This is a genomic window from Rubrivivax gelatinosus IL144, from assembly GCF_000284255.1.
In the GTDB taxonomy this organism is placed as follows: domain Bacteria; phylum Pseudomonadota; class Gammaproteobacteria; order Burkholderiales; family Burkholderiaceae_C; genus Rubrivivax; species Rubrivivax gelatinosus_A.
In genome coordinates this window covers 3,270,620-3,287,378 of record NC_017075.1, presented here as the reverse complement: position 1 = coordinate 3,287,378, position 16,759 = coordinate 3,270,620, and the positions used below count along the sequence as shown (strand labels likewise).

The window sequence follows — 16,759 nt, the reverse complement described above, 5'->3', positions numbered from 1 at the left end:
GCGCAACGCCGATAGGCGGTGCTCGGCAGACTGGGCCGGCGTCGGCATGCCGTGCCGGCGTGCTCCCCGACTCCGCCGTCCGACAACAAGATGCCCCGTCCCGATCACCACCGCCGCCGGCTGCTCGCCGCGGCGGCCGGCGCCGCGCTCGCCGCCCCGCTGGCCGCCTTCGCCGAGCGCTATCCCTCCCACCCCTTGCGCCTCGTCGTGCCGTTCCCGCCCGGCGGGCCGACCGACATCGTCGCGCGGCCGCTGGCGCGCCAGCTCGGCGACGCGCTGGGCCAGAGCGTCGTCGTCGAGAACCGCGGCGGCGCCGGCGGCTCGGTGGCCGCCGATGCCGTCGCCAAGTCGCCGGCCGACGGCTACACGCTGATCGTCGCCACCGTCGGCACGCACGCGATCAACCCCAGCCTGTACCGCCAGCTACCTTACGACCCGGTGCGCGACTTCACGCCGATCGGGCTGGTCGCCAACGCGCCGGTGGCCATCGTCGTGCCGGCGTCGTCGTCGGTGCGCACGCTGGCCGAGCTCGTCGCCCAGGCCAAGGCCGCGCCGGAGAAGTTACCCTATGGCTCGGCCGGCAACGGCACGCCGGGCCACCTGACCGGCGCGTTGTTCGAGAGCGCCGCCGGGCTCAAGCTGACGCACGTGCCGTACAAGGGCAGCGCCCCGGCGGTGACCGACCTGCTGGGCGGCCAGATCCCGCTGATGTTCGACCCGGTGCAGTCGGTGCTGCCGCACATCGCCGCCGGCAAGCTGCGCGCACTGGCGGTCAGCAGCCGCCAGCGTGCCGCCGTGCTGCCGGGCGTGCCGACCGTCGCCGAGTCCGGCTACCCCGGTTTCGAGACCACCGCCTGGTGGGCGGTGTTCGCGCCGGCGCGGCTGCCGGCCGAGGTCGCCGCGCGGCTGGCGCAGGAGGTCGAGCGCATCGCGCGCAGCCCCGAGTTCGCCCAGGCGCTGGGCAACCTGGGCGTGCACCCGGCGCCCGAAGGCCCGGCCGCGCTGGCGGCCTACCAGAAGGCCGAGATCGGCAAATGGGCGCGTGCGGTGCAGGGCGCCGGCGTGACGCTGGACTGACGATGCGCCTGAACGACGAGGAACAGGCGCTGCTCGCCGGCGCCGCCGGCGAGGCCGTGCGCCGCGCCATCGAGCACCAGATCGCCGTCGGCGACTTCTTCGGCGCCGCCGATTTCGTGCCGGTGACCCAGGCCCACGTGATGGCCGACACCGAGAGCCTGGGCGAAGCCGGCGTCGCCTGGCTGGAGCAGCTCTCGGCCGGCCCGCACGCGCCGCCGCAGGTGCGGGTGCCGACGATCACCGACCCGCGCGGCACCGACTTCGCGCGCGCCGCCGAGCTGGGCCAGGCCGAGTGGATGCTGGCGCTGGAGCGGCGCGCGATCGCCGCCTTCCGCCGCCTGGGCGTGACGATGACCGACACCTGCATCCACTACCAGACCATCGCTGCGCCGACACGCGGCGAGCACGTCGCCTTCGGCGACACCGGCGTCGTGTCGTTCTCCAACTCGGTCTGCGGCGCTCGCTCCAACTTCGAGGGCGGGCCGTCGGCCATCGCCGCGGCGCTGACCGGGCGCACGCCGCGCTACGGCTTCCACCTGGACGCCCAGCGCCAGGCCACGCTGCGCCTGCGCACCGACTGGACGCCGGCGACGCTGGACGACTGGGGCGCGCTGGGCGCGCTCGTCGGCCGCCACGCCGGCCACTACTGGCAGGTGCCGGTGCTCGAAGGCCTGGAGCGGCCGCCGAGCTCCGACGAGCTGAAGCACTTCGCCGCGGCGATGGCCAGCTTCGGCTCGACGGCCTTGTTCCACCTCGTCGGCGTGACGCCCGAAGCCGGCCGGCTGGCCGACGTCGGCGGCGAGCGGCTGCCGCTGGCGGCGCGTTTCGGTCTGGACGAGGTGCGGGCGCTGCGCCGCAGCTGGGCCGGCGACGGCGGCGTCGACGTCGTCGTCTTCTCGGCACCGCAGCTCAGCCTGTTCGAGCTGCGCACGCTGGCCGGTCTGTGCGAGGGCCGGCGTTTCGTGCGCCCGCTGCTGGCGGTGACCAGCCCGCAGGTCAAGCCCGAGTCCGACCGGCTGGGCTTCACCGCGGCGATCGAAGGCGCCGGCGGCAGCGTGCTGTCGGGCATGTGCTTCTACCAGTCGTATGCACGCGAGATCGCCCTGGCGCGCGGCTGGCGGCGGCTGGTGACCAACAGCGCCAAGCTGGTCAACATCCTCGGCGGCTACGGCTATGCGCCGGTGCTGCGCTCGATGGCGGCCTGCGTCGAGGCGGCGGAGACCGGGGTGGTGGCATGAGCGCCGTCATCCTCACCGCCCGGCACGCGCTGGGGCGCGTGGTCGAAGGCCTGGCGCTGGTGGCGCACGACGGCTTCTCGGCCCGCTACGACCTGGACCGCATCGCCGGCGTGTTCTCGCGCCCGACGCACGCGCTGGCCGGCCAGTCCTACGTCGACCGCATCCTGGTGCTGGACACCGCCAAGGGCGGCGTTGCCACCGCCTGGATGCTGCACGAGATGCAAAGCCGCGGCGTCGTGCCGCGTGCCATCGTGCTGAACACGGTGAACCCGATCCTCGCCCAGGGCGCGGCCTTCGGCGGCGTGACGCTGCTGGCCGGCTTTGACGTCGACGTCACCGCCGCGGTGGCCCACGGCGCGACGCTGCGGCTGGACCCGGCGCGGCGCACGCTGGAAGTGCTGGCAGCGCCGGGCTGAAGGCGGCGGCCGGCGCCCGCTGCGCGGGTGCCGGCCTCAGACGTAGGCCGTCGGCGACACGATGTCGCCGGTCCAGGAGTAGATCGCCAGCAGCGGCGTGCCGAGCGAGCGCATCGCGTGCACGGCGTCGGCCGGGTGGAGCACGAAGTCGCCCGCCTGGCACAGCCGTGTGCGGCCCTCCAGCGTCCATTGCGAGGTGCCGCTGACCACCGCGTACAGCTCCACCGCCGGATGGCGGTGCGGCGGATAGAAGGTCTCGCGCGTCAGGAAGGTGAGCCCGAAGCCGACGCGATCGCTGTGGATCGGCGCTGCGGGGCCGACGAGTTCGGCCCAGGCCATGCGGTCCTCCAGCCCCGGGGCGTCGCGGCGCGCGGCGTACGAGTAGCGCCAGGGCAGCTGCGCCGCCACCGGCAGCAGCGCCGCTTCCCAGGCCGCGCCGGCCGCGCGTGCGGCCTCGGGCACCTGGGCGAGCAGCGCGTGGCGGCTGCCCGGCAGCGGCCGGTCCAGCGGCGCTGTGGTGGCGGGCAGCTCGCGCAGCACCTGTGCGCTCAGCGCCGCCACCTCGCCGTTGCCGCTGCGCGCGCCGGCGGCGAAGTGCTCGCGCATCAGCGTCAGCAGCCCGGCGAGCGGGTTGGGCGCCGTCATGGCCGCCGGGAGTGCAGCACCGCGTAGGTGTGGCCGATCGTCACGCCCTGGCGGTGCAGCGCCAGCGCGGCCTCGGCGTCCAGCGCGTGCGGCAGCAGGCCGGCCTCGATCTCCAGCGCCTGCCGGGCTGCCTGCTCGGGCGGCAGGCCGGCGAAGGCCGCCTGCAGCGGCTCCAGGCGGTAGAAGCGGAACGGCCCCAGGCCGCGTCGCTGCCACTCGGCGTGGCCGCTCAGGATCTCGACCGCCTCGGCCTGCAGCTTCCAGCCGTAGCTGAGGAAGGACGCTTCGTAGCCCGCCGCGGCCGACATCTCGAGGAAATGGCGCAGCGCCACGCGTGCGCCCAGCATCGACAGCACGACGCCGCCGGGCACCAGGAACTCGTGCGCCTGCCGCAGCGCCAGGTAGTGCAGCGTCAGCAGCGCCGACTGCACCGCTTGCGGCACGGCTTCGGCGCGCGGGCCGAAGAAGCTGGAACTGGCGCGCTCGCCGGCCAGCGCCGCGCTGCCGTTGCTCGGCACGTTCGGCAGGTTCTCGTAGATGACGTCGAAACGCGGCGCTGCCGCCGCCAGCGGCGACAGCAGGTCGCCGGTGCCGGCGAGCAGGCGCAGGGCGCCGGCGTCGCGCAGGTTGGCCAGGATGTTGGCGCGCGCCGAGTCGACGATCTCGTCGTCGACGTCGGTGATGCCGACGAGTTGCGGCGCGAAGACCTCGATGCCGCCGAGCGCGTCCAGCCCGGTGCCGGTGCCGATCGAGGCGAAGCCGGTCACCGGCCCGCGGCGCTGCGCGAGCAGCCGGAAGGCGGGCACGGCGACGCTGGACACCCAGTCGGCGGCGAGGTCGTCCAGATAGGGCGGGAAGCTCTTGGGCGTGACGACGATCGCCAGTTCGTCCTTCACGCGCTGCGTGCGTTCGACGCCGAGGTAGCGCGCGGCGTCGATGGCCACGGTGGGGGAAGTCATGGGGTTCTCCGGATCAGCGGCGGTGGTCGACCCGCCGGGACAGCCATTCGCCGCCGAACTGCACGGTGCTCACGAGCACGACGAGGATGACGATGATGTGGAACAGGACCTCGGTCTCGTAGCGCTCGTAGCCGTAGCGGATCGCCAGGTCGCCCAGGCCGCCGGCCCCGACGGCGCCGGCCATCGCCGACGAGTTGATCATCGCGATGACGCACACCGTCATGCCGCCGACGATGCCCGGCAGGGCCTCGGGCAGCAGCACGTGGCGCACGATCTGCAGACGCTGGAAACCCATCGCGCGTGCCGCCTCGACGAGGCCGGGGTCGACCTCGTTCAGGCTGACCTGGGCGATGCGCGTGTAGAACGCGACGAGATGGATGCTCAGCGGCACGATGGCCGCCCAGGTGCCCAGCGTCGTGCCGACGATGAAGCGCGTGAACGGCAGCAGCGCCACCAGCAGGATGATGAACGGGATCGCGCGGAACACGTTCACGACGACCGACAGCGTGCGGTTGAAGCGCGGCCGCGGGTATAGCCCGCCAGGCCCGGTGGCCACCAGCACCAGCGCCAGCACCAGCCCGACGGCGATCGAGATCGCCACCGAGACGCCGACCATCGTCAGCGTCTGGAAGAAGGCGGCGACATAACGGTCAAACATCGTCTGCGACATAACCCAGCACCTTGAACGAATCGGGCGACAGCCGCGCGTCGACCGCGCTGCGCATCGCCGCCACCGGCACCGCGACGATCAGGTCGCCCTGGGCATGGCCCTGGATGCGGTCGATGTTGCCCTGCAGCAGCCGGGCCTCGGGCGCCAGCGCCAGCAGCGCCGGCAGCGAGACGCCGTCGGCGTGGCTCTGGCCGGTGAAGCGCAGCGCCAGCACGGCACGGCCGCCGCGTGGCGGCGGCTCGGGCTGCAGCCGCACGGCGATGTCCTCGGGCAGCCCATGGCGCAGCGGTGACAGCAGCGCTCGCGTGGCCGCGGCGCGCGGGTCGCCGAAGACCTTCCACACCGGCCCCTGCTCGACGATGTCGCCGCCGTCGAGCACCAGCACCTCGTCGCAGACCGCGCGGATCACCGCCATGTCGTGCGTGATCAGCACCACGGTCAGGCCGAGCTTGGCCTTGATGTCCTGCAGCAGGCCGAGGATGGCGTGCGTGGTCTCGGGGTCCAGCGCCGAGGTGGCCTCGTCGCAGAGCAGGATCTCGGGCTCGTGCACCAGGGCGCGCGCGATGCCCACGCGCTGCTTCTGGCCGCCCGAGAGCTTGGCCGGGTAGACCTCGGCCTTGTCGGCCAGGCCCACCAGCTCCAGCAGCGCGTCGACGCGGCGCCGCAGCTCGGCCGCGCCGACGCCGGCCACCTTCAGCGGCAGGCCGACGTTGTCGCGCACCGTCTTGGCCGCGAGCAGGTTGAAGTGCTGGAAGATCATGCCGATGCGCCGGCGCAGGCGCAGCAGCTCGGCCTCGGGCAGGGCGCCGACGTCGATGCCGTCGATGCGCACCGTGCCGGCGCTGGGCCGCTCGAGCATGTTGATCGCGCGCAGCAGCGTCGACTTGCCGGCGCCCGAGCGGCCGATGACGCCGAAGACGCTGCCGCGGCGGACCTCGAACGAGACGCCGCGCAGCGCGCGCACGCCGCCGGCGTAGGTCTTCTCGATGCGCTCGAAGCGCAGGTGCGGCTCGGCCGGCGGCGCGTCGGCGTGCGGCGGCAGGGCGGCGGCCGGCGCCGCCGGGACAAGGGGTTGCAGCATCCTGGCCCCCGCTCAGAACACCGGGATCAGCACGCCCTTGAGGTGGGTCTCGATGTAGCTGCGCACCTCGGGCGACTGGAAGGACTTCACCAGCGGCTGCACCCAGGGCGCGTTCTTGTCCTGCTCGCGCACGACGATGATGTTGACGTTCGGGTTGCGCTCGAAACGTTCCTGTGCGATGCCGTCGCGTGCGGCGTTCAGCCCGACCTGCGAGCCGAAGGAGGAGATCACCGCGGCGGCGTCCAGGTCCTGGTAGGCGCGCGCCAGCACGACCGACTTGGCCTCGACGATCTCCAGCTTGCGCGGGTTGCTCTTGATGTCCTTGAGGCCGACGATCTCGTTGTAGGTGTCGAGGCCGTCGCGCAGCGTGATCAGGCCCTCGTCGCGCAGGATGATCAGCGCGCGGCTCTCGTTGCTGGGGTCGTCGGGCACGCCGACCTTGGCGCCCGCCGGCAGCTCCTTCAGCGACTTGTACTTCTTCGAATAGAAGGCCACCGGCGACAGGTAGGTGTTGCCGACGACGGCCAGCTTGTAGCCGCGCTGCTTGATCTGGTCGCGGAAGAAGGGCACGTGCTGGAAGGCGTTGGCGTTGATCTCGCCGGTGTTCAGCGCCTCGTTGGGGCTCAGCGTGCCGCCGAACACCACCGGTTCGATCTTCAGGCCGTAGCGCTCGCCGACCTTGGCGGCCACGGCCCACAGGTCTTCGCCGATGCCGCCGCGGATGCCCACTTTCAGATGCACCGGCTCCGCCGCCTGCACGCCACCGGCCACGAGCAACGCCGCAACCGCCAGAACCCGACCCAAGGTCTTCAACATGATCATTCGCTCATCCTCCGCAGCTGGAACACGGCGGCGGAAGATGCGGCGGGCTTCCGGGCCGGACGGTCCGATCCCGGTGCGGGGGCGACGACAGTGCCAAGTCGAGACGGGACGCCGAAACCTTGCTCCGAGATGAACCGGACGGCCATTGGGCCGGGTGTGCCGGCTCCGTCCAACGAAGGCTTCCCGATATCGAAGTTCGAAATCCTGCGAAGCGCCGGAGCCGGGAAACGGCGCGCCGTCGCTACGCTTGCCGGGCTTTGTGCATCCCCCATCCCATGTCCGCTACCGATTCCGAAGACCAGGCGATCCGCGTCGCGAATACCGACACAAACCCGGCGGCCCGGGGCGAGACACCCCCAGCCGAACATGAAGGCGACCCGCTGCTGGCGGACCTGAGGGCCATCGTCGGCGCCGCCCACGCCGTGCCGGGCGACGCGGCCCCGGCGGCGCTGGTGGACATGCTGCAGCAGTACCGCGGCCGTGCCCGCGCCGTCGTGCGACCGGGCAGCACCGCCGAGGTGGCGGCCGTCGTGCGCCTGCTGCACCGGCACCGCGTGCCCATCGTGCCGCAGGGCGGCAACACCGGCCTGGCCGGCGGCGCGACGCCCGACGCCAGCGGCGAGGCCGTCGTGCTGTCGCTGGCCCGGCTGGACCGCATCCGCGCCATCGACCTCGACAACGACACGCTGACCCTCGAAGCCGGCGTGCTGCTGGACGCGGCGCGCGAGGCGGCGCAACGCGAGGGCCGGCTGTTCCCACTCAGCCTGCCTTCGGGCGGCAGCTGCACGGTGGGCGGCAACCTGGCCACCAACGCCGGCGGCACCCAGGTGCTGCGCTTCGGCAACACGCGTGCGCTGACGCTGGGCATCGAGGTCGTCACCGCCGAAGGCGAGGTCTGGGACGGCCTGCGCGGCCTGCGCAAGGACAACGCCGGCTACGACCTGCGCGACCTCTACATCGGCAGCGAAGGCACGCTGGGCATCATCACCGCGGCGACGCTGAAGCTGTTCCCGCTGCCGGCGGTGCTGCAGACCGCCATCCTGCGCGTGCGCGGCATCGCCGGCGTGATCGCGCTGCTGCGCCGCGCGCGCCAGGGTTTCGGTGCGTCGCTGACCGGCTTCGAGATCATGTCGCCGACGATCTGGCAGTTGGTGGCCACGCACGCGCCCGAATACCGCCTGCCGTTCCCGGCCGACGAGCACGACGACGTCTGGCACGTGCTGATCGAGACCGCCGACGAAGGCCGCGAAGCCGAGGCCCGCGATCGCCTGGCCGAGGTGATCGTCGCCGCGGTCGACGACGGCCTCGTCGACGATGCCGTGGTGGCCGAGAGCCTCGCCCAGCGCCAGGCTTTCTGGCGCATCCGCGAGCACGGCCTGGGTGAGGCGCAGCGGCGCGACGGCTGGAACGCCAAGCACGACGTCTCGCTGCCGATCTCGCGCATCCCCGACTTCGTCGCCGAGACCGGGGCCGCGCTGGCCGCGGCCTTCCCGGGCATCCGCCTCTTCGTGCACGGCCACGCCGGCGACGGCAACCTGCACGTGCACGTCGCCCGGCCGCTGGGCACCGGCCCCGAGTACTGGCAGACGCACGAGACGGCGGTGCGTGCGCTGGTGCAGCGCGCCGTCGCCGAGCGCGGCGGCTCGATCTGCGCCGAACACGGCGTGGGCCAGCTCAAGGCCGGCGTGCTGCACGAGTACAAGCCGGCGCTGGAGCTGGCGCTGATGCGCCGCATCAAGGCCGCGCTGGACCCGCACGGGCTGCTCAACCCCGGCAAGGTGTTGGCGCGATGAGCGCACCGGCCAGCGAGTTCCGCCCTTCGGCGCGTGTCGCCCGCGTGCGTATGTCACCCAACGCGGTGGCCAGCGCACGCGCCAAGGCTTTGCGCGAGGCCGGGCGCGACATCGTCAACCTGACGATAGGCGAGCCCGACTTCGACACCCCGGCACACGTGCGCGCCGCGGCCGAGCAGGTGCTGGCGCGCGGCGACACGCGCTATCCGCCGACCGAAGGCGTCGCCGCGCTGCGTGCGGCGGTCGCGGCCAAGGTCGCGCGCGACACCGGCCTGGCGGTCGAGCCGGCGCAGGTGCTCGTCGGCAACGGCGCCAAGCAGCTGATCGCCAACGCCTTCGCCGCCACCGTCGAGGCCGGCGACGAGGTCGTGATCCCGGCGCCGTACTGGCCCTCGTTCCCCGACGCGGTGCGTTATGCCGGCGGCACGCCGGTCTTCGTGCCCTGTGCCGAAGCCCGCGGCTTCCGCCTGGCCCCGGCCGACCTGGACGCCGCGCTCGGCCCGGCGACCCGCTGGCTGGTGCTCAACGCGCCCTGCAACCCGACCGGCGCCGACTACGGCGCAGAGGACTGGGCGGCGCTGGCCGCGGTGCTGCGCCGCCACCCCGGCGTGCTGGTGCTGCTGGACGAGGTCTACGAGCAGATCCGCTACGGCCGGCCGCCGCCGCACCTGCTGCAGGTCGCGCCCGACCTGTACGAGCGTGTGCTGCTGGTGAGCGGCGTGTCCAAGACCTACGCGATGACCGGCTGGCGGCTGGGTTACGCCACCGGCCCGCGCCCGCTGATCCGCGCGATGACGGTGGTGCAGTCGCAGTTCACGGCCGGCGTGTCGACCGTCGCCCAGGCCGGTGCGCTGGCGGCGCTGACCGGGCCGCAGGACTTCGTCGTGCAGGCCCTGGCCGCCTACGCCGCCCGGCGCGAGATCGTGACCCAGCGGCTGCGCGCGATCCCCGGCCTCAGCCTGGCCGCGCCGGCCGGCGCCTTCTTCGCCTTCGCCGGCTGCGCCGGGCTGATCGGCACCGTGCGCCCCGACGGCGGCCTGATCGCGTCGGACGTCGACTTCACCGAGTACCTGCTCGAAGAAGCCGGCGTGGCGACGATGCCGGGCTCGGCGTTCGGGCTGTCGCCGTTTTTCCGGCTGTCGTTCGCGGCGGATGAGGCGTCGCTGGTGAAGGCCTTGGACCGGATCGCGTTGGCGGTGTCCCGGCTGAAAGCGTCAGGTTGAGGTGAGGTGCAGGGAGGAGGCGCTGGTCCGTCATCTGCCCCCGCCTCGGGCCGCTGTCGACCCAAGAGCGACAGTCACCGCGCCGAGGTCGACTTTAGGAAGCGATCGCTTGTCGCCGGCCTGAGTCAGCGAAGGACCACAAGCGCTCGACGCCCGCCCGTCGGCAATGAGCGTCGCCGCACCGCCGCGGCGACGAAGGCCAGCCCGATCGTTTCGAGGATCGCGCTCGCGGCTTCGGGCACCGGCGACATCGTCACGCTGTAGAGGAAGAAGTCGCCCGGCGAGTACGGGCCGAGCGCCTCGTAGCCGGGGACTCGCGGCGCATAACCGATCGCGAGCCAGCTCACCGCGTCGAAGCCGGCGAGCTCGTGCGTGAAGGGATCGGTCTGCGTGCCCTTGCCCTGGACGACGCTGGCGTTTGAAAGTGCCGCCAGCAACCCGCCCGAGAGGTCGGGAGCCGCGGTCCATCCTGCTGCCCACCACGCGTTCGCGGTCGCGGTGTTGAACCGCGCGACATCGACGGGCTGGCTGAACGAGATCAGCGTGAAGTCGGTCTTCTGGTGGCGCGGCGGTCCGGGCACGTCGGGGTTGTCGCCGAGGTAGGCCTCGCTGCAACAGAGCCCGCTGTCGAAGCCCGCGATGTACGTCGAGCCGCCGTAGTCGACGCCGGTCGGCGCGACGCCCGGCGTCGGCGCGACGAACAGCCCCAAGCCGTAGGAGTCGTTGTCGCCGGCACTCGCGGTGCGGGGGCCGAAGATCTGGTGGTTGTCCGCGAACGAAGTCGAGAACGGCCCGATGATCGTCGACTTCGACGGGTCGGTGTCGTCGTACTCCGCTACGTAGCCGCGTGCCGTTACCTCGACACCATCGACGACCTGGCTGATCGCGAATGCGTTGGTGACGAGCGCGGGGTTCGACGACGACCAGACGACGGCTGTTTCGGCGTTGACTGCGGTCGGCACGATCGCCGCCGCAGCAACGAGACACGCCAGTCGAAACGAGAACGTGTGCGGCATCGTGTTCCTTCCGTGCAGGCGCAAGGCCCCGCGGCCTGCAGTAAGAAGGCAGCGCGCCACCGCGCCAACCCCTAGCCCTCGACGCGCCCCCGGCTTGCCCCTTGCCCCACGCGACGCGCGCTTTCCCAGCCGACGGACGACGAAGCTGTTCGTGAACCACCGGCCCTACAACCCCGTCAACCCACCATCGACCCGCAGCTCTCTGGGCGCCGCTGCTGCCGGCGTCGCAACGGATCGCCAGCAGCAGCGTCGCGTCTACGCGGAAGTGCCTCCGCGCGTGGAGTACCAGATTACCCCCCTGGGCAGCTCGCTGCGGCCGACGCTGGAGTCCCTGGCCGGCTGGATGCGGACCCACGGCCAGACGCTCGCCGCGGGCGAGTGACGCCGCGCCGACGGGCGCCGAACGCGGCGCCGGCCGCGGGCCTCAGGCGATCGTCCCCGCCGACAGCCTGAACACCGAGACCGCCTCGACCAGCTGCTGGGCCTTCATCTTCAGGCTCTCGGCAGCGGCGGCGCTCTCTTCGACCAGCGCGGCGTTCTGCTGCGTCGCCTGGTCCATCTGGCCGACCGCGCCGCTGACCTGCTGCACGCCGCTGCTCTGCTCGACGGTCGCCGCGGTGATCTCCGAGACGATGTCGCTGACGCGGCGCACCGACGCGACGATGTCTTCCATCGTCTGGCCCGCCTTGTCGACCAGCGCGCTGCCTTGCTCCACCTGTTCGACGTTGCGGGTGATCAGCGCCTTGATCTCGCGCGCCGCCTCGGCGCTGCGCTGGGCCAGCGTGCGCACCTCGCCGGCCACCACGGCGAAGCCGCGGCCCTGTTCGCCGGCACGCGCCGCCTCGACGGCGGCGTTGAGCGCCAGGATGTTGGTCTGGAAGGCGATGCCGTCGATGACGCCGATGATGTCGCCGATCTTGCGGCTGGAGCCGTTGATGCCCTGCATCGTGCTGACGACCTGAGTGACGACCTCGCCGCCGCGGCCGGCCAGGTCGGCCGCGCCCTGGGCGAGCTGGTTGGCCTGCTTGGCGTTGCCTTCGGTGTTGCGCACCGTGCCGCCGAGCTCTTCCATCGTCGCCGCGGTCTGCTGCAGCGCGCTGGCCTGCTGCTCGGTGCGCTGGCTCAGGTCCTGGTTGCCCTGCGCGATCTGCACGCTGGCCGTGGCCACGCTGTCGGCGTTCTGGCGCACGCTGTGCACCACCTTGGCCAGCGAGTCCTGCATCTGCGACATGGTCTGCAGCAGCGGCGACAGCTCGTCGCGCACGTCGTCGTTCACCGGCACCGTGAAGTCGCCGGCGCTGACACGTTCGACGACTTCGCGGGCGGCGGCCACGCGCGTCTTCAGGCGGCGCGCGATGCTCCACGAGAAGACGACCAGGCCGACGGTGATCAGCGCCACCAGCACGATGAACTGCAGCCGCGTCGCGTCGGCCTTGTGCTCGACCAGCGAGACTTCGTCGGACAGCAGCGTGCTCTGGCGCGCGCGTTCCTCGCTCAGCCAGCGCTGCATGTCGGCGAAGGTCGGCACGGTCTTCTTCAGCAGCATCTCGAAGGCCGCGTCCTTCTGTCCCTTGTTCACCAGCTCCATGTTGGCCTGTGCGACCGGCCAGGTGCGGTCCTGCATCGCCAGCCAGACCTGCTTGAAGGCCTGCTTGCCTTCCTCGGTCGGGATGTCGGCCAGGAAGGCGTTGTCGTTGCGCGTGATCTGCTCGCGCTTCTCGGCGATCTCCTTGGCGGCCGCCTCGACCTCGGCGGGCGTGTTCACCAGCAGCGCATGGCGGATCGCGGCCATCACCTGGGTCACGCTCAGCTCGGTGCTGGCGATGCGTTCGAGCTGCCGCATCTTCACCGCGCCGGCGTCCTTGGCCAGGGCCGACACCTGCCCGAGCTGCACCCAGCTGGAAACCGTCAGGCTCGCCAACGCGAGGATCAGAGCCCCCGAGACCGCGTAAAGCCGTTGGGAAATGCTGAACCGATTCAGGACGCTCATCTATTACTCCTCCGGATGGCGTCGGTTTCTTCGGCCGATCCGCAGTCCGCTTGATCGTCCGGCCCGTGCGTATCACACGATCGGCGCGTGCTCAAACCCGATGGGCAAGCTGCTTTCGCCGGCCGGGCGGGCATCGTTCACGAACCGGCCGCGCTCGCTGCGCCGGGGCGCTGGCACAGCGGCCGCAACACCTCGGCCAGCGTGCGCACCGCCGCTTCCATCTCGTGCGGGGCGTGGGCCGCATAACCCATCAGGAAACCGGCCTCGTGCCGGCCCGACGCGTGCAGCGCCGTCAGCCCCAGAACGTCGATGCCGGCGCGGCGCGCCGCGGCCACGGCTTCGCGTTCGGGGATGTCGCGCACGAAGACGCAGGGCATCTGCAGGCCGCCGGCCGGCACACGCGCTTCGACGAGGTCGGCCAGATGCTCGCGCAGCAGCCGCGCCAGCGCGTCGCGCCGTTCGGCGTAGACGGCGCGCATCGTGCGCACGTGGGCGCCGTAGTGGCCGCCTTCGATGAAACGCGCCAGCGTCAGCTGCGGGATCGGCGCGCTGTGGCCGTCCATCAGCGTGCGCGCCACGGTCATCGGCGCCACCAGCGGCGGCGGCAGCACCATGTAGGCGATGCGCAGGCCCGGGAACAGCGACTTGGTGAAGGTGCCGATGTAGATCGTGCGCTCGTGCGCGTCCAGGCCTTGCACGCAGGCCGTGGGTTTGCCGGCGTAGTGGAACTCGCTGTCGTAGTCGTCTTCGATGATCCAGCCTTGCCGCTGCCGCGCCCATTCGATGACCGCCAGGCGCCGGTCCAGCGCCAGCGTCGCCCCGGTGGGGAACTGGTGCGACGGCGTCAGGAACACGGCCGGCGCCGCGCCGCCGGGCGGGCAGGGCGCGGCGACGAGCCGCTCGACGCACAGGCCGTCGGCGTCCACCGGCACCGGCACGCAGGCCAGCCCGGCGGCGTCGAAGGCCTTGCGTGCGCCGTGATAGGCCGGGTCCTCGATGAAGACCGGGTCGCCGGCGTCGAGCAGCACCTGGGCGCACAAGGCCAGGGCCTGCTGCGAGCTGGTCAGCACCAGCACGCGCTCGGCGCTGGCGCGTGCGCCGCGTTCGAGGTTGACGTAGTCGGCGATGGCGCGCCGCAGCGCTTCCACGCCCTGCGGCGGGCTGTGCAGCAGCGCGCGGGCGCCGTGTTCCTTCAGCACCTGGCGCTCCAGCCGCTCCCAGGTCTGCAGCGGGAAGCCGCGCGTATCGGGCACGCCGGGCGCGAACGGGCGCGGCGCCGGGAAGTCGTGCACGCCGCCGCCGTCGAACATCGCGTGGCCGCGCCGGCTCAGGCGCAGCGCCGGCGCCGCGGCCGCAGGCGCGGGCCGCGGCTGGCCGCGCCCCGGCAGGCGGCGGGCGCGTTCGGAGACGAAGCTGCCGCTGCCGACGCGCCGCTCGATGAAGCCTTCGGCATGCAGCTGCGCGTAGGCCGATTCGACGGTGTCGCGCGACACGCCCAGCGAGCGCGCCAGTGCACGCGACGCCGGCAGCGGCCGGCCGACGTCGAGCACGCCGTCGAGGATCAGCTGGCGCAGCGCGCGCTGCACCCGTGCATGCAGCGGCAGCGCGCGCTGCGCCGGGTCACCGATCCAGGCTTTCACCGACTCGAGCTGGGCGTGTTTGAACAATTGGTCTGGTGCGTGTTGAAAAAATGGCGGGGCTCATCCGGCCATTGCAAAACTATAAACGGCGTCACCGCCGCGGCATGTCGCCGCCAGGAGCTTTCGCCCGATGCCGTCCGTCCCGTCCTCTTCGCCGTTTCGCTGGCGCGATGTCGCGCATCCCGTCGTCGCCGGGCTGATCTCGGTGATCGTCAACTACGGCGGCACGTTCATCCTGGTGTTCCAGGCGGCCCGGGTGGCGGGCCTGGGGCCGGAGCTGACGGCGTCCTGGGTGTGGTCGGTGTCGATCGGCGTCGGCGTGACCGGCATCGTGCTCAGCTGGCTGTCGCGCGAGCCGGTCATCACCGCCTGGTCGACGCCGGCGGCGGCCTTCCTGGTCACGGCGCTGGCGAGCACGCCGTACGCCGAGGCGGTCGGCGCCTACCTCGTCTCGGCCGCGGCCTTCGTGCTGCTGGGCCTGTCGGGCTGGTTCGAGCGTGTCATCCGGCTGATCCCGCCGGGCGTGGCGGCCGGGCTGCTGGCCGGCATCCTGCTGCCTTTCGGCATCGGCGCTTTCGGCGGCATGAGCCTGGACCCGCTGCTCGCCGGCCTGCTGATCCTGGCCTACGTGGGCTTCAAACGTTTCTCCGCGCGGTATGCGGTGGTCGGCATCCTGGTGCTGGGGCTGGCCTTTCTGCTGCTGCAGCAGCGTGTCGACCTCGGCGGCCTGAGCCTGACGCTGGCCCGGCCGGTGTTCACGATGCCGGCGTTCTCGCTCAACGCCTTGCTGAGCGTCGCGCTGCCGCTGTTCCTGATCACGCTGACCGGCCAGTACATGCCCGGCATGCTGGTGCTGCGCAACGACGGTTTCCGCTGCAGCGCCAACCCGATCGTCGCGCTGACCGGCTTCGGCTCGCTGCTGATGGCGCCGTTCGGCTCGCACGCCTTCAACATCGCCGCCATCACGGCGGCGATCTGCACCGGCCGCGAGGCGCACGAAGACCCGTCCAAACGCTGGATCGCGGGCATCGCCGCCGGCGTCTTCTACATCCTCGTCGGCGTCTTCGGGGTGACGCTGGCGGCGGTCTTCATGGCCTTCCCGTCGACTTTCATCACGACGCTGGCCGGCCTGGCGCTGCTGGGCACGATCGCCGGCAGCCTGGCCGCGGCGATGGCCGAGCCGCGCACCCGCGAGGCCTCGCTGATCACCTTCCTGGCGGCGGCAGCCAACATCCAGCTGCTGGGCGTCGGCGGCGCCTTCTGGGGCCTGGTGATCGGGCTGGCCGCGCACGCACTGCTCAACGGCCGCTGGCCGCAGCGGCAACCGGCCGCCGCCGTGGCACTGCCGGCCGACAGGCGGGCTGTCTGATGGACACGCCCACCGGCCACGACCGCCACGGGCTCTATCCCGAGGCGACGAGCGTCGAGCACATCGGCCGTAACCTCGCCGAGGTGCGCGCGCGCATCGCCGCCGCCTGCCGGCGTGCCGGCCGCGATCCGGCCGGCGTGCGCCTGCTGCCGGTGAGCAAGACCCAACCCGAGAGCCGCCTGCGCCTGGCGCATGCCGCGGGCTGCCGCCTGCTGGGCGAGAACAAGGTCCAGGAAGCGCATCTCAAATGGCAGGCGATGCAGGACCTGGCCGATCTGCGCTGGTCGCTCATCGGCCATCTGCAGACCAACAAGGCCGGGCTGGTGGCGCGTTTCGCCAGCGAGTTCCAGGCGCTGGACAGCCTGCACCTGGCCGCGGCGCTGGACCGCCGCCTGCAGCTCGAAGGGCGGGCGCTGGACGTCTTCGTGCAGGTCAACACCTCGGGCGAAGCGAGCAAGTACGGGCTGGCGCCCGAAGACCTGCCGGCCTTCGTCCGGGCGCTGCCGGCGTTCAGTGCCTTGCGCGTGCGCGGGCTGATGACGCTGGCGCTGTTCTCCAGCGACGCGGCGCGTGTGCGCCAGTGCTTTCGTCTGCTGCACGGGCTGCGCGAGCGCCTGCGGCAGGACGCCCCGTCAGGGCTCGTGTTCGACGAGCTGTCGATGGGCATGTCCGGCGACTTCGAGATCGCCGTCGAGGAGGGCGCCACCGTCGTGCGCGTCGGCCAGGCGATCTTCGGCGCCCGTGCGCTGCCGGACGGTCACTACTGGCCCGGTGCCGCGCCCTGAGGCCGTGGAGCCGCGCGCCGGATCCTTGCCGCGCG

At 72.3% G+C, this 16,759-nt stretch carries 16 protein-coding genes; 8 read left to right on the top strand and 8 right to left on the bottom strand.

The features are described 5' to 3' along the window. The first annotated feature begins 90 nt into the window (after positions 1-90). From RGE_RS15050 to RGE_RS15040, 3 genes are read left to right on the top strand one after another with little or no spacing between them, the layout of a single operon-like run. A complete protein-coding gene (locus tag RGE_RS15050; protein ID WP_014429293.1) occupies positions 91-1,077 on the top strand; it encodes a Bug family tripartite tricarboxylate transporter substrate binding protein in 987 nt (328 codons plus the stop codon). A 2-nt stretch (positions 1,078-1,079) separates the two neighbouring features. Then, positions 1,080-2,315 carry an aconitase X gene (locus tag RGE_RS15045; protein ID WP_014429292.1) on the top strand — a complete coding sequence of 412 codons (1,236 nt, stop codon included), beginning with the start codon at positions 1,080-1,082 and terminating at the stop codon, positions 2,313-2,315. After that, positions 2,312-2,731: an aconitase X swivel domain-containing protein gene (locus RGE_RS15040; RefSeq protein ID WP_014429291.1), complete on the top strand. Its 420-nt coding sequence runs from the start codon at positions 2,312-2,314 to the stop codon at positions 2,729-2,731. The genes RGE_RS15045 and RGE_RS15040 overlap by 4 nt, the downstream gene beginning before the upstream one ends. Before the next feature lie 36 nt (positions 2,732-2,767). On the opposite strand, the gene RGE_RS23325 is transcribed toward RGE_RS15040, so the two are convergent. Genes RGE_RS23325 through RGE_RS15015 form a run of 5 tightly spaced genes read right to left on the bottom strand, consistent with a single transcriptional unit; the run spans position 2,768 to position 6,908 of the window. Continuing rightward, positions 2,768-3,376 (bottom strand): dimethylsulfonioproprionate lyase family protein, encoded by a 609-nt coding sequence (locus RGE_RS23325; RefSeq protein WP_014429290.1) that lies wholly within the window; start codon positions 3,374-3,376, stop codon positions 2,768-2,770. Further along, positions 3,373-4,335 carry a class I SAM-dependent methyltransferase gene (locus RGE_RS15030; protein ID WP_043784159.1) on the bottom strand — a complete coding sequence of 321 codons (963 nt, stop codon included), beginning with the start codon at positions 4,333-4,335 and terminating at the stop codon, positions 3,373-3,375. The genes RGE_RS23325 and RGE_RS15030 overlap by 4 nt, the downstream gene beginning before the upstream one ends. Before the next feature lie 13 nt (positions 4,336-4,348). Further along, positions 4,349-5,005, bottom strand: coding sequence for a methionine ABC transporter permease (locus RGE_RS15025; RefSeq protein WP_014429288.1), 657 nt, complete (start codon positions 5,003-5,005; stop codon positions 4,349-4,351). Continuing rightward, the gene (locus tag RGE_RS15020; protein WP_014429287.1) at positions 4,986-6,086 is read right to left on the bottom strand and encodes a methionine ABC transporter ATP-binding protein; all 1,101 of its coding nucleotides are present in this window, start codon (positions 6,084-6,086) and stop codon (positions 4,986-4,988) included. Before RGE_RS15020 ends, RGE_RS15025 begins: the two co-directional genes overlap by 20 nt. A gap of 12 nt (positions 6,087-6,098) precedes the next feature. Then, positions 6,099-6,908, bottom strand: coding sequence for a MetQ/NlpA family lipoprotein (locus RGE_RS15015; protein ID WP_014429286.1), 810 nt, complete (start codon positions 6,906-6,908; stop codon positions 6,099-6,101). Between the two features lie 275 nt (positions 6,909-7,183). On the opposite strand from RGE_RS15015, the gene RGE_RS15010 reads away from it, so the two are divergent. Continuing rightward, a complete protein-coding gene (locus RGE_RS15010) occupies positions 7,184-8,701 on the top strand; it encodes an FAD-binding oxidoreductase (protein ID WP_081528255.1) in 1,518 nt (505 codons plus the stop codon). Continuing rightward, the gene (locus RGE_RS15005; RefSeq protein WP_014429283.1) at positions 8,698-9,924 is read left to right on the top strand and encodes an aminotransferase class I/II-fold pyridoxal phosphate-dependent enzyme; all 1,227 of its coding nucleotides are present in this window, start codon (positions 8,698-8,700) and stop codon (positions 9,922-9,924) included. The genes RGE_RS15010 and RGE_RS15005 overlap by 4 nt, the downstream gene beginning before the upstream one ends. Positions 9,925-10,049: 125 nt before the next feature. Here the strand turns inward: RGE_RS15005 and RGE_RS15000 are convergent, their stop codons facing one another. Continuing rightward, positions 10,050-10,940 (bottom strand): hypothetical protein, encoded by an 891-nt coding sequence (locus RGE_RS15000; RefSeq protein WP_014429282.1) that lies wholly within the window; start codon positions 10,938-10,940, stop codon positions 10,050-10,052. A gap of 151 nt (positions 10,941-11,091) precedes the next feature. Between RGE_RS15000 and RGE_RS23760 the strand changes: the two genes are divergently transcribed. Next, a complete protein-coding gene (locus RGE_RS23760) occupies positions 11,092-11,322 on the top strand; it encodes a winged helix-turn-helix transcriptional regulator (protein WP_232504937.1) in 231 nt (76 codons plus the stop codon). A 42-nt stretch (positions 11,323-11,364) separates the two neighbouring features. Here the strand turns inward: RGE_RS23760 and RGE_RS14990 are convergent, their stop codons facing one another. Then, entirely contained in the window at positions 11,365-12,930 is a 1,566-nt protein-coding gene (locus RGE_RS14990; protein ID WP_014429280.1) for a methyl-accepting chemotaxis protein, read from the bottom strand. 137 nt (positions 12,931-13,067) lie between these two features. Next, complete coding sequence (gene pdxR / locus RGE_RS14985; RefSeq protein ID WP_014429279.1) at positions 13,068-14,597, bottom strand: MocR-like pyridoxine biosynthesis transcription factor PdxR; 1,530 nt, start codon at positions 14,595-14,597, stop codon at positions 13,068-13,070. 103 nt (positions 14,598-14,700) lie between these two features. Here pdxR and RGE_RS14980 point away from each other — a divergent pair, with 103 nt between their 5' ends. Continuing rightward, entirely contained in the window at positions 14,701-15,939 is a 1,239-nt protein-coding gene (locus tag RGE_RS14980) for a benzoate/H(+) symporter BenE family transporter (protein WP_014429278.1), read from the top strand. Next, positions 15,939-16,724 carry a YggS family pyridoxal phosphate-dependent enzyme gene (locus RGE_RS14975; RefSeq protein ID WP_014429277.1) on the top strand — a complete coding sequence of 262 codons (786 nt, stop codon included), beginning with the start codon at positions 15,939-15,941 and terminating at the stop codon, positions 16,722-16,724. Before RGE_RS14980 ends, RGE_RS14975 begins: the two co-directional genes overlap by 1 nt. Positions 16,725-16,759: the final 35 nt, after the last annotated feature.